Origin of the sequence: Type-D symbiont of Plautia stali (assembly GCF_001485335.1) — a bacterium.
Taxonomy (GTDB): Bacteria; Pseudomonadota; Gammaproteobacteria; order Enterobacterales; family Enterobacteriaceae; genus Pantoea; species Pantoea vagans_C.
In genome coordinates this window covers 1-14,632 of sequence record NZ_BBOC01000104.1, presented here as the reverse complement: position 1 = coordinate 14,632, position 14,632 = coordinate 1, and the positions used below count along the sequence as shown (strand labels likewise).

The 14,632-nt window shown below is 55.2% G+C and carries 13 protein-coding genes; 6 read left to right on the top strand and 7 right to left on the bottom strand.

Translation table 11 applies throughout. The features are described from left to right. From napA to PSSD_RS22920, 4 genes are all read right to left on the bottom strand, one after another. Window positions 1-2,376: nitrate reductase catalytic subunit NapA (napA, locus tag PSSD_RS22935; RefSeq protein ID WP_058973814.1), on the bottom strand; the 2,376-nt coding region annotated here is incomplete at its 3' end. Then, entirely contained in the window at window positions 2,373-2,678 is a 306-nt protein-coding gene (locus tag PSSD_RS22930; RefSeq protein ID WP_197063312.1) for a chaperone NapD, read from the bottom strand. The genes napA and PSSD_RS22930, both read right to left, overlap by 4 nt. 162 nt (window positions 2,679-2,840) lie before the next feature. Continuing rightward, a complete protein-coding gene (gene ansP / locus PSSD_RS22925; protein WP_039329739.1) occupies window positions 2,841-4,343 on the bottom strand; it encodes an L-asparagine permease in 1,503 nt (500 codons plus the stop codon). Window positions 4,344-4,621: 278 nt separating this feature from the next. Then, the gene (locus tag PSSD_RS22920) at window positions 4,622-4,894 is read right to left on the bottom strand and encodes a YdgH/BhsA/McbA-like domain containing protein (protein WP_039329741.1); all 273 of its coding nucleotides are present in this window, start codon (window positions 4,892-4,894) and stop codon (window positions 4,622-4,624) included. Window positions 4,895-5,137: 243 nt separating this feature from the next. On the opposite strand from PSSD_RS22920, the gene narQ reads away from it, so the two are divergent. The 3 genes from narQ (at window position 5,138) to acrD (ending at window position 10,812) form a co-directional block, all read left to right on the top strand. After that, the gene (gene narQ, locus PSSD_RS22915; protein WP_058973813.1) at window positions 5,138-6,826 is read left to right on the top strand and encodes a nitrate/nitrite two-component system sensor histidine kinase NarQ; all 1,689 of its coding nucleotides are present in this window, start codon (window positions 5,138-5,140) and stop codon (window positions 6,824-6,826) included. A gap of 42 nt (window positions 6,827-6,868) precedes the next feature. Next, window positions 6,869-7,501 (top strand): response regulator, encoded by a 633-nt coding sequence (locus PSSD_RS22910; protein ID WP_058973812.1) that lies wholly within the window; start codon window positions 6,869-6,871, stop codon window positions 7,499-7,501. Window positions 7,502-7,695: 194 nt separating this feature from the next. Then, the gene (gene acrD, locus PSSD_RS22905; protein ID WP_058973811.1) at window positions 7,696-10,812 is read left to right on the top strand and encodes a multidrug efflux RND transporter permease AcrD; all 3,117 of its coding nucleotides are present in this window, start codon (window positions 7,696-7,698) and stop codon (window positions 10,810-10,812) included. Window positions 10,813-10,908: 96 nt separating this feature from the next. Here acrD and ypfM read toward each other — a convergent pair whose 3' ends face one another. Next, the gene (ypfM, locus tag PSSD_RS28485; RefSeq protein WP_139015967.1) at window positions 10,909-10,971 is read right to left on the bottom strand and encodes a protein YpfM; all 63 of its coding nucleotides are present in this window, start codon (window positions 10,969-10,971) and stop codon (window positions 10,909-10,911) included. Window positions 10,972-11,585: 614 nt separating this feature from the next. On the opposite strand from ypfM, the gene PSSD_RS22895 reads away from it, so the two are divergent. From PSSD_RS22895 to PSSD_RS22885, 3 genes are read left to right on the top strand one after another with little or no spacing between them, the layout of a single operon-like run. Continuing rightward, window positions 11,586-11,948, top strand: coding sequence for an ArsC family reductase (locus PSSD_RS22895; RefSeq protein ID WP_039329752.1), 363 nt, complete (start codon window positions 11,586-11,588; stop codon window positions 11,946-11,948). A 1-nt stretch (window position 11,949) separates the two neighbouring features. Continuing rightward, window positions 11,950-13,077, top strand: coding sequence for a succinyl-diaminopimelate desuccinylase (gene dapE / locus PSSD_RS22890; RefSeq protein ID WP_039329754.1), 1,128 nt, complete (start codon window positions 11,950-11,952; stop codon window positions 13,075-13,077). Window positions 13,078-13,097: 20 nt separating this feature from the next. Further along, window positions 13,098-13,286, top strand: a complete 189-nt coding sequence (locus PSSD_RS22885; protein WP_058973810.1) for a YpfN family protein — start codon at window positions 13,098-13,100, stop codon at window positions 13,284-13,286. 68 nt (window positions 13,287-13,354) lie between these two features. Here PSSD_RS22885 and ypfH read toward each other — a convergent pair whose 3' ends face one another. Both ypfH and PSSD_RS22875 read right to left on the bottom strand, forming a co-directional pair. Then, complete coding sequence (gene ypfH / locus PSSD_RS22880; RefSeq protein WP_039329758.1) at window positions 13,355-14,050, bottom strand: esterase; 696 nt, start codon at window positions 14,048-14,050, stop codon at window positions 13,355-13,357. 73 nt (window positions 14,051-14,123) lie between these two features. Continuing rightward, the coding region (locus PSSD_RS22875) for a tRNA-binding protein (protein ID WP_304949871.1) at window positions 14,124-14,632 on the bottom strand (509 nt) is incomplete at its 5' end.

Below are 14,632 nucleotides of genomic sequence, written 5' to 3'. Positions count from 1 at the left end.
CATAAATACCAGCCCTTGTGGCGGCTGATTGCGTCCGCGCGTTTCAACAGTGGCCACGGTTTCGCCTCGTCGTGACACCACGCGCACCTTTTCACCGCGGCGGAAACCACGTCCTTTGGCATCAAGAGGATGGATATAGAGCAGCGCCTGCGGCACGGCACGATGCAACTCGGGGACGCGGCGCGTCATGGTGCCGGTGTGCCAGTGTTCCAGCACACGACCAGTGCAGAACCACATGTCGTACTCCGCATCCGGCGCTTCGGCAGGTGGTTCATAAGGCAGTGCGAAGATCGTGGCTTTGCCATCGGGCTTGCCGTAGAAACGCACCCCTTCACCGGCTTTGACGTAGCTGTCGAAACCTTCGCGGTAGCGCCAGCGCGTCTCTTTTCCGTCGACCACCGGCCAACGCAATCCGCGCGCCTCGTGGTACATATCGAACGGCGCCAGATCGTGACCGTGACCACGTCCAAAGCTGGCGTACTCTTCAAACAGCCCTTTCTGGATGTAAAAGCCAAATTCGCGCGCTTCATCGTTCAGTTGGTCGTCAGCCACTTCACTGAGCGGGAACTGGTTCACCTGACCGTTGGCATAGAGCACATCGAACAGCGTTTTGTCGCGTAGTTCAGGGTTCTGGGCGATCAGCGCTTCGGGCCACACCTCAGTGACGCGGAAGCGCTTAGCAAAGTTCACCATCTGCCACAGGTCTGATTTCGCCTCACCCGGCGCTTTCACCTGCTGATGCCAGAACTGAGTACGGCGCTCGGCATTGCCGTAAGCCCCCTCTTTTTCCACCCACATCGCCGTTGGCAGAATCAAGTCTGCGCATAACGCACTCACGGTGGGATAAGGATCGGAGACCACGACAAAATTGCGCGCATCACGCCAGCCCGGCATACGCTCCTGGGTCAGGTTGGGACCGGCCTGCATGTTGTTGTTACACATCACCCAGTATGCATTCAGCTTGCCATCCTTGAGGGCTCGATCTTGCGCCACAGCGTGCAAACCAATTTTGGCGGGAATCGTGCCTTGCGGCAGCTTCCACAGTTTTTCAGCCGTTGCTCGATGTTTATCATTATTCACCACCATATCGGCTGGCAGGCGGTGCGAGAACGTACCAACTTCGCGCGCCGTGCCGCAGGCAGAGGGTTGCCCGGTAAGCGAAAATGGTCCGGTGCCGGGGCGCGAAATTTTGCCGGTCAGCAGGTGGATGTTGTAGCAGAGGTTGTTTGCCCACACACCGCGGGTGTGCTGGTTGAAGCCCATGGTCCAGTAAGAGACCACGTTGATATTGGGATCGGCATAGAGCTCAGCCAGCGCAATCAGCTGATCGTGTTCCACGCCGCTCATTTCGCTGGCTTTTTCTACTGTGTACTCGGAAACGAACTTCGCGTACTCATCAAAGCTAATCGGCGTCGACTCACCACTGTCGGGATTTTTTGCCACTGCCTGACGCGGATCGCTGGGACGCAGACCATAGCCGATATCCGTCACGCCCTTGCGCAGTGTCACGTGGTTTTGCAGGAAGGTTTTATCGACCTTGTTGTTCTGAATGATGTAGTTGGCGATGAAGTTGAGGATTGCCAGGTCGCTTTGTGGCGTGAACACCATGCCGTTATCCGCCAGCTCAAAGCTGCGATGACGATAAGTCGAGAGCACCGCCACTTTAACGTTATCGTTGCTGAGACGGCGGGCGGTCAGGCGTGACCAAAGAATCGGGTGCATCTCGGCCATGTTAGAGCCCCAGAGCACAAACGCATCCGCCACTTCGATATCATCGTAGCAGCCCATGGGTTCATCCATGCCGAAGGTGCGCATAAAGCCCACCACCGCCGAAGCCATGCAGTGACGCGCATTAGGATCGAGGTTGTTGGTGCGAAACCCGGCTTTCATCAGCTTTGACGCCGCATAGCCTTCCCACACCGTCCACTGGCCGGAACCGAACATACCGATCGACTCCGGTCCATTGGCTTTCAGCGCGGCTTTAAACTTCTGCTCCATCACGTCGAACGCCTGGTCCCAGCTTACCGGCGTGAACTCGCCTTCCTTGTCATATTTACCGTCGGTCATACGCAGCAGCGGCTGTGTCAGACGATCTTTTCCGTACATGATCTTCGGCAGGAAGTAGCCTTTGATGCAGTTCAAACCTCGGTTCACTTCTGCCTGGGGATCACCCTGCGAGGCAACGACACGGCCATCCTGCGTCCCCACCAGCACACCACAACCGGTGCCGCAGAAACGGCAAGGGGCTTTTTCCCAACGAATCGGCGCGGCTAAGGCGGTAACGGCTTTCGTCACGCTGGGAATAGTGAGCCCGGCCGCCATGGCCGCTGCGGCGGCGGCATTAGCTTTCATAAATTCACGACGACTGAGTTTCATGCTTCTTCCTTGTGACGATGTTCCGCTTCGTCCTGCTGGTGATAAACCAGTGACACGGCCAGTACCTGGGGAATATTTCGGGTGGATTCAATATGGCTAAGCAAGGTGCGGCTATCGGCGGCACCCAGCGTGACCGCTAAGGTGCCACGGGCGTTGTCTTCGGCAGCAATTTCGCTGTCCGGGAGAGCCAGCAAAGCCTGTTTGACGGCTGCAATAGCGTGGGGTTGCGCCTGGATGACCAAACCACAGACATGCCAGCTGTTTTCATGAGAAATAGCGTGCTCAGGGGACGATAGCGCCATGCGCTCACCTCAATGAGTCCATGAGAGATGGCGCGTAAAATAACCTGACGCATGTTAGGGCTATATCACCCGAAAGGTGTAAATACCGGAGTGGGATCAAGGGAAGGCGTGATGGAATAAAAACGGGGGCCAAATGGCCCCCGGAGATGAGAATGACTGCGATTAACGCGAGCGGTCTTCCGCCAACGTCGGTGCCGCATCATCCTGATCGTCATGGTGATGGTCATGCTCTTTCATGGCTTCAGCATGCACGCGTTTGCGTACGCCAAACCAACCCAGCACCAGAATCACCGCAATCAATGGGATTGAAGCGATGGTGTAAGTACCGTTCGGGTAGTCAAACGCCATTAACACCAGCACGCTCACCAGGAACAACAGCGTTAACCATGAGGTCACCGGTGCCCACGGCAGCTTAAAGCTGACATCTTCCGCTTTGCCCTCTTTAATCGCTTTGCGCAGACGCATCTGGCACACCACGATGAAGCCCCAAGAGGAGATGATACCCAGCGATGCCACGTTCAGTACGATTTCAAACACCTGCGAAGGCACATAGTAGTTGAGCACCACACCGATCACATAGACCGCGATAGTGACCAGAATGCCGGCAAACGGCACCTGCTGTTTGCTCATCTTCGACATGAATTGCGGTGCAGAACCGCCCATCGACATAGAACGCAGAATACGGCCGGTGGAGTAGAGGCCCGAGTTGAGGCTCGACAGTGCAGCACTCAGCACCACGATATTCATCACGCTACCGATGTAAGGCACGCCCAGCTTCGAGAAGAAGGTGACAAACGGACTCTGGCCCGCCTGATAAGCATTCCACGGTAGCAACAGCACCAGCAGCACCACTGAACCCACGTAGAACAGGCCGATACGCCAGATCACGCTGTTGATGGCTTTTGGCAGCATGGTTTTCGGGTCTTTACACTCTCCCGCCGCTGTACCGACTAACTCGATAGACGCGAAGGCAAACACCACCCCTTGCACCAAGACCAGCGCTGGCAGCAAGCCGTGTGGGAAGAAGCCGCCGTTATCGGTTATCAGGTGGAAGCCGGTGGTGTTGCCATCCAGCGGTTTACCGCTGCCAAGGAACACCACACCGACGATCAGGAACACCACGATCGCCAACACTTTCACCAGGGCAAACCAGAACTCCATTTCGGCGAACCACTTCACGCCGATCATGTTCATGGTACCGACAATCGCTAACGCACCGAGGGCAAACACCCATTGCGGTACATCACCAAACGCGCCCCAATAATGCATATAGAGCGCGACGGCCGTGATATCCACGATACCGGTCATCGCCCAGTTAACGAAGTACATCCAGCCCGCCACGTATGACGCTTTTTCCCCAAGGAATTCACGTGCATATGAGACAAAGCTGCCACTTGAAGGACGGTGTAATACCAGTTCGCCCAACGCACGCAGAATGAAGAAGGAGAAGATACCGCACACCAGATAAACCAGTGCCAAAGCAGGACCGGCCATCTGCAAGCGAGCGCCTGCACCAAGGAACAAGCCGGTACCGATAGCACCGCCGATGGCGATCATTTGTACCTGACGGTTACCCATTGCTTTGTGGTAACCGGTGTCGTGGGAATTGAGCCAGCGTCTTTTCGCAGCGCGTTGTTCGGCTGCGGTTTTTTTAGTTGATTTCATAGCTTTCCTGTTTGTCCTGACCATCAATCACCGCGCAACCAAACGTTTGCGTATGGCGGTGCGAAATGGGGTAAAACCCCCTACCGGTGCGGCGGAACGGTGTCGCGCGGCAAGGCGGGAAATTACGGCGATGAATCCTACCCGTTCTGCATGAACGAAGCAAAAAATACCGTTTGCCTGCACGAGTTGATTTGTAAGAATTGGTCGTGGTGCACAAAAAAACCGGCCAGGGGGATGGCCGGTAAAGGGGTGGCTACAGGGAGGTATTGCGAGGGGGACTAACGGTAAATCTCTGCGGTGCCGCTCCACAGGCTGGAATCGCCCGGTGTTTGTACGCCAATCACGCGGTAATGGCTGGCACCCGACTCTTCGGCTTTTTGCGATAGCTGGCGCGTTGCATCATCGAACGAACCTTTGACGCCGCTAATCGAAACGGTGCCCGCGCTTTGCAGGTTTTGCGCCTGTTCAGCACTGAGAGGTTGCGCAGCAAACGCGGTAAAACTTGCGGTGGCAAGCAGTGCAGCAGTCAGAATGGCAAGGGGTGTCTTCATGATTTGCTCCTGTTGTCGTCCGTTAATAAAAGTGATTACGCAGCAAATTATCAGCGATGAAATGAAAATCAGGATTAGCGGGTCGTAAAGGCGTTCAATAATTCGCCAGTTAAGTGCTTACAATCCAGGGAAAGGTAAAGAGAAGTGGATTTCTCTGTTAAAAGTAACCTGATGTGACGATATCAGACTCGCAGCAGGGCAACGGCTGCCTTATAATCCCACTCTCTTAAAAGGGTTATTGTCGTGATTGTAAAACGTCCTGTTACCCGCACCATGGCGCGGGCACTCAGCGCTATTGTGCTGCTGTCATTCCTGACCACCGGGCTGGCGCTGGTCACACTCTCCAGCAGCCTGCGTGATGCCGAAGCGGTGAATGTCGCCGGTTCATTGCGCATGCAAATTTATCGCCTCGCATGGGATAGCTCACGTGATCCGCAGCAGTTAGCCCAGCATATGATGATCTATCAGCAGAGCCTGCATTCCCCTGCCTTGCAGCATCTGGAACGATCGTGGGTGCCTGTGGAGGTGAAGAATCGCTATCGCTACCTGCGTGACAGTTGGCCGATGTTGCAACAGACGCTGCGCCCCGAGCGTGCTCAGGTTTATCAGCAGCAGGTCGCCAGCTACGTGAGTGAGATAGACCGTTTTGTGTTGGCCGTGCAACATTATGCTGAGCTGAAAATGCATCTGGTGGCGGGCTGCAGTCTGTTTGGTTTTCTTGCCATTGTGGCGCTGGCGCTCTGGACCATCCGCTTTATTCGCCGCAACGTGGTGCGCCCGCTCGATTCTCTGGTCACCGCCAGCCAGTATGTTGAACAGGCCAATTTCAGCTTTCCCCCGCTACCGATTTCCCAACCCAGCGAACTCGGTGTGCTGGCCCAGGCATTTACTACCATGGCTGAACGGCTGCATTCTCACTATCGCCTGCTGGAACTGGCGGTAAGGAATAAAACGGAAGATCTGACCCAAGCCAACCGAACGTTGCGGCTGCTGTATGAGAGTTCACAGGTGCTCACCAGCAGCCCGCTCAACCCCGAATTGTTCCAGGGCTTGCTGCGTCTGGTGCAGCGGCGGGAAGCCCTCACCGTATTGAAAATCCACCACGATGGGATAGATTTTCAGGCGGGCGTGGCGGAAGACGATCTGGAATGGCAGCGCCTGCCGTTGCAGCAGGAAGACCAGTTGATCGGCGAGCTAAGCTGGCAAACGCGCCGCGCGCCTCCTGTGGATGAATTAATGCAGAGTCTGGCAAACATGCTGGCGCGCTCTTTATGGATCTGGCAAACGCAAAAACAGGTCCAGCAGATGCTATTAATAGAAGAGCGATCGACCATCGCGCGCGAACTGCATGATTCTCTGGCGCAGTCGCTCTCGTTCCTGCGCATCCAACTGACACTCTTGCGCCGCCATGTGGATGATACACAGCCGCAAGCCCAGTCGATCATTGCTGACTTTGACAGTGCGCTGTCCGAAGCCTATCAGCAACTGCGCGAGCTACTGACCACCTTCCGACTGACCATTGAGCAGGCGGACCTGGTGCAGGCCATGCAAGCGATGATCGCCCCGCTTCAGGAACAGTCCTCCGCTGTTATCGAATTTGATTATCAACCGGGCCTGCAAACCCTGGATGCCCAGCAGCAAGTGCACGTGTTGCAGATTGCGCGCGAGGCGCTGCTGAATGCCATTCGCCATGCACAGGCGCAGCATATCCAGATTCACTATCAGCGTGATGCAGCAGCCGATCATCTACTGACCATCGATGATGATGGCTGCGGAATTCGCAGCCTGGAAGAACCCCCAGGCCACTATGGTCTGACGATTATGACCGAGCGCGCAGCACGACTTTCCGGCACGCTGAGGATTACGCCGCAAGCGCAAGGCACGCGCGTCACCCTGCGTTTTCCGCCGCATCCCACCCATCGGCTGGCTTAGCGCGATACTTTGAATACAATACGGACTTTGACTGGAGAACTTATGGCACCCCCTTCCCTGACAATCATGATCGTGGACGATCATCCGCTGATGCGTCGCGGCATTCGCCAGCTACTGGCACTGGAACCGCGCCTGGAAGTGGTGGCCGAAGCGAATAATGGCACCGAAGCGCTGGCTGAAGCGCGCCGCCAGTCACCGGATGTCATTCTGCTCGATCTGAATATGAAAGGCATGTCTGGCCTGGATACACTCAAAGCGCTGCGCCATGAGGGGATTGCGGCGCGTATTTTGGTGCTGACCGTCTCTGATGCACGGAATGATATTTATGCCATGGTCGATGCCGGGGCAGACGGCTATTTGCTCAAGGACAGCGAACCGGAACTGCTGCTGGCGCAAATCATGCGTGGCGCCCAGGGTGAGAATGTGTTTAGTGACGTAGTGGCAGAATATCTGGCCACACGTCAGCACAGTGCCGATCCGTTTAAACAGCTCACCGAACGAGAAATGGATGTGCTGCAAGAAGTGGCACGCGGCTTATCCAATAAGGAGATTGCCGCCACCTTGCATATTTCGGAAGAAACAGTAAAAGTGCACATCCGCAATCTGCTGCGCAAACTGGATGTGCGATCGCGCGTGGCTGCCACCGTGCTGTGGCTGGAGCGTCGCAATGTGTAGCAGCGCACAGAAATCCAGCACGACATTTACACTTTCTCCATAATTTATCCACGATTCTCTAATTTGCGCCGCGTACAGTAAGCAGCAGCAGGAGTTTTTGGGGATAGCACCTTGCACTCCGCCGGCGTGAAGCCATTCGAGCTTCACGCTTTACATAATAAAAGTAAAATACGCAGCTGAGGAGTGTCGGTTCCATGTCGAATTTTTTTATCGACCGCCCCATTTTTGCCTGGGTTCTGGCTATTTTGTTATGCCTGTGCGGCACATTAGCGATCATATCACTGCCCATTGAGCAGTATCCCGACCTTGCCCCTCCTAACGTGCGTATCACGGCGAACTACCCCGGTGCGTCAGCAGAAACGCTGGAGAACACCGTCACCCAGGTTATCGAGCAGAACATGACCGGCATCGATAACATGATGTATATGTCCTCAAACAGCAGTAATACCGGTCAGGCGCAAATCACTCTCACCTTTACCGCTGGCACCAATCCGGATGAAGCCCGTCAGCAAGTTCAGAACCAATTACAGACCGCCCTGCGTAAACTGCCTGCCGCCGTACAATCGCAAGGTGTCACGGTGAATAAAACCGGTGACAGCAATATTCTGATGATTGCGTTTGTCTCTACCGACGGAAGTATGGACAAACAGGATATTGCAGATTATGTCGCCAGTAACATTCAGGATCCGCTCAGCCGCATTGATGGTGTCGGCCAGGTTGACGCCTACGGTTCGCAATATGCGATGCGTATCTGGCTCGATCCCAACAAACTGATTGCCTATGCACTCACCACCGATGATGTGGTCACTGCTATTGAGTCACAAAACACCCAAGTGGCCGTTGGCCAGGTCGGTGGTTTACCGTCAGTGGATAAGCAGGCACTGAACGCCACGGTAAATGCGCAGTCGATGTTGCAGACACCTGAGCAGTTCCGCGCCATCACGCTGAAAACCAACCCGGACGGGTCGGTGGTGACGCTCGGCGATGTGGCGGATATCGCCATGGGTGCCGAAAAATACGACTTCCTCAGTCGCTACAATGGTCAACCGGCATCCGGTCTGGGCATCAAGCTGGCGTCTGGTGCCAACGAGATGAACACCGATAAGCTGGTGCGTGCGCGTGTGGAAGAGCTGTCGCACTACTTCCCGCATGGGCTGGAAGCGAAAGTGGCGTTCGAAACCACGCCGTTTGTTAAAGCCTCGATCAAAGACGTGGTGAAGACCCTGCTGGAAGCGATTCTGCTGGTGTTCCTCGTGATGTATCTGTTCCTGCAAAACTTCCGCGCCACGCTGATCCCCACCATTGCTGTGCCGGTGGTGCTGCTCGGCACCTTTGCCGTGCTCTACGCCTGCGGTTTCAGTATTAACACCCTCACCATGTTCGCGATGGTGCTCGCCATCGGGCTATTGGTGGATGACGCCATCGTGGTGGTGGAGAACGTCGAGCGCATCATGAGCGAGGAAGGCCTATCCCCGCGCGCCGCGACGCGGAAATCGATGGGGCAAATCCAGGGCGCGCTGGTGGGGATTGCGCTGGTGCTGTCGGCAGTATTTGTGCCGATGGCCTTCTTCGGCGGCACGGTGGGCGCGATCTACCGCCAGTTCTCCATCACCATCGTTTCGGCGATGGTGCTGTCGGTGTTGGTAGCGATGATCCTGACGCCAGCGCTCTGCTCAACGCTGCTCAAACCGCTACCACAGGGCGAACATCACGGTCGCCGCGGTTTCTTTGGCTGGTTCAACCGTCACTTCAACGCCAGTGCCGAGCGCTATGAGCGAGGTGTTGCGCGCATTTTGATGAAGGGGGGACGCTGGCTGGTGCTCTATCTTGGCATCATCGGCGTGATGGCATTTCTGTTTATTCGCCTGCCGACCTCGTTCCTGCCGCTGGAAGACCGTGGTGTGTTCCTGACGCAAGTGCAGTTACCTGCGGGGGCCACCTTACAGCAGACCTCCAACGTGGTGGCGAAAGTCGAAAACTACTACATGACCGCCGAGAAAGATAACGTGCTGTCGGTGTTCTCGACCATTGGTGCCGGTCCTGGCGGTAACGGTCAGAACGTGGCGCGCCTCTTTGTTCGCCTGAAAGATTGGGAAGAGCGCCCAGGCAGCGATCGTACTTCGTTTGCGATTATCGATCGCGCCACCAAAGCCTTCCACAAGATCAAAGAAGGACGGGTAATCGCCAGCAGTCCACCGGCGATTACCGGCATGGGCAGTTCGTCAGGTTTCGATATGGAGTTGCAGGATCACGCCGGCATTGGTCATACCCAATTGATGGCGATGCGCGACAAATTACTGGAACTGGCAGACAGCAACCCTTCGCTGTCACGCGTGCGCCACAACGGTCTGGATGACAGCCCGCAGTTGCAGATCGATGTCGATCAGCGTAAAGCACAGGCGCTTGGCGTATCACTCGACACTATTAACGATACGCTGACCACCGCCTGGGGATCGACCTACGTCAATGATTTCCTCGATCGTGGCCGCGTGAAGAAGGTCTATGTACAGGCCGCAGCGGAATTCCGCATGCTGCCAGAGGACGTCAATAAATGGTATGTGCGTAACAGCAGCGGCACCATGGTGCCCTTCTCCGCCTTTGCCACCAGCCGTTGGGAGACCGGTTCACCGCGTCTGGAGCGTTACAATGGTTACTCTTCACTGGAAATCGTCGGTGAAGCGGCGAACGGTGTGAGTAGCGGAACGGCGATGGATGTGATGGAGAAGTTGGTGGGTCAATTGCCGCTTGGCGTGGGCTTCCAATGGACCGGTGCCTCTTATCAGGAACGTCTCTCTGGTTCTCAGGCCCCGGCGCTGTATGCGATTTCGCTGCTGGTGGTGTTCCTGTGTCTGGCCGCACTGTATGAGAGCTGGTCTATTCCGTTCTCGGTGATGCTGGTGGTGCCACTGGGTGTGGTCGGTGCGTTGGTTGCCACCTGGATGCGCGGGCTGGAAAATGATGTTTACTTCCAGGTCGGCTTGTTAACGGTGATTGGCTTGTCGGCAAAAAACGCCATTTTGATTGTGGAGTTTGCCAATGAAATTAACAGCAAAGGGCGTGAGCTGCTTGAATCGACGTTAGAAGCTTCTCGCCAGCGTCTGCGCCCGATTTTGATGACGTCCCTGGCGTTTATCTTCGGCGTACTGCCGATGGCCATCAGCAGTGGCGCAGGCTCCGGCAGCCAGCACGCGGTCGGTACCGGCGTGATGGGCGGGATGATCTCCGCCACGGTGCTGGCAATCTTCTTTGTGCCACTGTTCTTTGTACTGGTGCGACGTCGCTTCCCGCTGAAAGAGAAGCCGCACGATTAAGGCATAAATGAAAACGGGGCAGCGAATCATCGCTGCCCCGTTTAGTTTGGCCAGAATTACAGCAAGTTGGGAGTGCCCTGCTTTTCTCTTCGCGAATTACTTGTTACGTAACATCGCTTCGATGAATTCTTTCCAGTTCCCCATTTCGGTGTCAATCATACTACCCTCTCTTATTGTGAGGGCAATTCTACGCCGCTTTATGCATCAGGTGAATACGTTTACACCCTTTGCTGCTGTAGATTTCACCGATAACTGCCGTCATTTTGCACAAATTGCTGGCTGACGCACATTTCAGCAACCCCCTCATCTTTAACAAGAAAGCCCGCCTGGACGGAATTGCCATGACCTGAGGTTATTCTGATCTGGCTTACGATTCGCGCTTCGATTATCACCCAGGAAACTGTAACCGCTTTCGGCGTACAGATGTGCGCTAATTCCTCCATAGCTGACGAATAGCGCTCAGCCTGAGGCGTAACTCCCTTTAAACAACGCTTAAGTCAGTTTTAGGCACTTAAGGCACAATATATTGGATTTAGACTTCGCTAAACATACGAAGGTTGGCGCCAGAAAGTGGTGATCTCATGGTCAAATAGTCAAAAAATTGATGACCTGACCGCAAGTATGACAAACGTATAGACTACGCGGGAAATGGCCTCAAATGCAGATTTCCTGCTATCTCGGAGCTACGCGGTATTGTTACAATCCTGCTCAGGCTTGCCCCCAAGTTCTAGCGGCAATATAAGAATCACTGACGTACCGGAGAGTACTGACAAATGACGTTTACTATGTATGGCATTAAAAACTGCGACACCATTAAAAAAGCCCGACGCTTTCTGGAGCAACAGGGCGTAGCGTTCCGCTTTCATGACTATCGCGCGGATGGCTTAGAGGCCAGTCAACTGCAGGCATTTATCGATAAACTGGGCTATGAAGCCTTGCTGAACACCCGTGGCACCACCTGGCGCAAGCTGCCAGAAGCAGAGCGTGAAGCGGTCAACAATGCCGCCAGTGCCGCCGCGCTGATGCTGGCACAGCCGTCAATCATTAAACGTCCATTGCTCTGTGCACCAGACGGCTCTATGCTGCTCGGCTTCAATGAAGAGAATTATCAGACCTTTATCCAGGAGAAGTCATAACATGTTCTGTCCGGTAATAGAGCTGGCTCAGCAGCTGATTCGTCGTCCATCCCTTAGCCCGGATGATGCCGGTTGTCAGGCGCTGCTGATTGCACGTCTCGAAGCGATTGGCTTTACGGTCGAACAGATGCATATCGGCGATACGCTGAACTTCTGGGCAACGCGCGGTCAGGGTGAAACGCTGGCGTTTGCCGGCCATACCGATGTCGTGCCACCAGGTGATGCCAATCGCTGGATGAGCCCGCCTTTCGAACCGTCCATTCGTGACGGCATGCTGTTTGGCCGAGGCGCGGCAGATATGAAAGGTTCGCTGGCAGCCATGGTGGTGGCGGCCGAGCGTTTTGTTGCTGCCAATCCACAGCATAAAGGACGCCTGGCGTTTCTGATCACCTCTGACGAAGAGGCCAGCGCCGTCAATGGTACGGTGAAGGTGGTAGAACGCCTGATGGCACGTAACGAACGCATGGATTACTGCCTGGTGGGCGAACCTTCCAGTACTGAAATTGTGGGTGACGTGGTGAAAAATGGCCGTCGTGGTTCGATGACCGCTAACCTGACGATTCACGGCGTTCAGGGCCACGTGGCTTATCCGCATCTGGCGGATAACCCAGTGCATCGTGCCATGCCAGCGTTGAATGAACTGGTCGCCACCGAGTGGGATCAGGGTAACGAATTCTTCCCACCGACCAGCATGCAGATCGCCAACGTGCAGGCCGGCACCGGCAGCAACAACGTCATTCCAGGCGAATTTTTCGTGCAGTTCAACTTCCGTTTCAGCACCCAGCTCACCGATCAGATGATCAAAGATCGCGTTGCTGAATTGCTCGATCGCCATCAACTGCGTTACACGCTGGAGTGGAATGTTTCCGGTCAGCCGTTCCTGACCTCACGCGGAAAACTGGTCGATGCCGTGGTAAACGCTGTCGCACACTATAATGAAATCAAGCCACAGTTGCTGACCACCGGCGGCACCTCAGACGGTCGCTTTATCGCGCGTATGGGTGCACAAGTAGTGGAACTGGGCCCGGTGAATGCCACCATTCATAAGATCAATGAGTGCGTGAAAGCGTCAGATTTGCAGATGCTCAGCCGTATGTATCAGCGCATCATGGAACAGCTGATCGCCTAAGCACGCTAAAGGAGCAAGGGATGGAATTCTTAAAAGAGTACTGGTGGATCTTAGTGATCCTGCTGATGGTCGGTATCTTAATGAACGTTTATAAAGACCTAAAACGTATCGACCATAAAAAATTCATGGAAAATAAACCGGATCTGCCACCACATCGCGACTTTAACGATAAATGGGACGATGACGACGACTGGCCGAAAAACAAATAAAGACGGTTCAAGCTTCAGGTAACGTAGCGGCGCGATAAATCGCGCCGCTACCGTTTGGTACACATCATTTAAAGCATCATCACCACATCATCATCGCCGGGCTTGGCTCCGCTGAGCGCCTCGTCGAAATAACGACGTGGGACGGTATAACGCAGATGATTCAACGCTAATTGCATACCGCGTTCATCAATCGCATGCGGTAAATCGTCCACCACATCCAACGTCACATCGCCACCCAGTGCCGTCAGCCGTTGCATTGCCGCTTCGGCATGTGCCAACGGGATTTGCTCATCGTAATCACCGTGGATCAGATGCAGGGTATTGCGCGAGCTGGCGCGTTCCGGCAGCGTGGCATAGCGGCCGCTGAACACGATGGCTCTGCCCGCCAGGTCAGGCTGTGCTTTAATGCCTTCCAGCACCATGGTGCCGCCTTGCGAAAAACCAACCAGCGCCGTCGCTGCTGGCTGAACGCCACTTTCCTGCTGCCAGTGACGAACCGACTCGATAAACGTAGGCATCACCGCGTCAACGCCCTGCTGTTCAGAACGGTCATGCGCCGGAATCTCCAGATACCACTGGCGCCCCTGTGGCGCGCTGGCAGGATAAGGTGCGCCGACGGCCACCACCAACGCTTCCGGGAATGCCTGCGCGAACCAGTTACCGATTTGCGCCATGGAATCAGGATTGTCGTTCACGCCGTGATACAGCAGGAACAGCTGCGCCGCCTGAGTGGGTTGCTGAACAATTACATATCGTAGTGCCATATGATCCTCCTCAAATCACTATACGCCGCTGCTGCTGAAGTGATATTGGGAAATTTTGAACGAGATAATGGATTTATTGCAATGAGGCGAGCCGCTGTTGCCACTGCTCAGCCCGCTGCGCATCCAGCAGTATCAGCGCCTCTGCCGACTCCTGACGCAGCCGCTGCACCAAGGCTTTACGCCCACTCAATCCCGCCTGCTGCGCCACGGTAGTCAGCACTTGTTTTTGTGCCAAAATCGCCTGAAGAAGCGGTCGCGGCAAAGCACGCACTAAACGCTGCAACGTCGGATAGCAGGCCTCAAACGGGCGCTGTGCCCAGGCAAACCCCGCCAGTAGCGGCCAGTCGTCGTCACTTAATCGTTGATCGCCACCGCCCAAAGTGAGGGGAAGATCAATCATCTCGCGAAGCCATACCCAGTCACGCAGCAGACGTTGTTCAGCCTGATGCTGCAATTCTGCTCCCGCTGGCGTCAAAGCGCGTATCGCCATCGCGGCATAGCAACCACTGCTGGCTTCCCGCTGCGATCCTATCCGTACCAGGCTAAAACCACAGCTGCGCCAGAACTGCCACAGGGACTCGG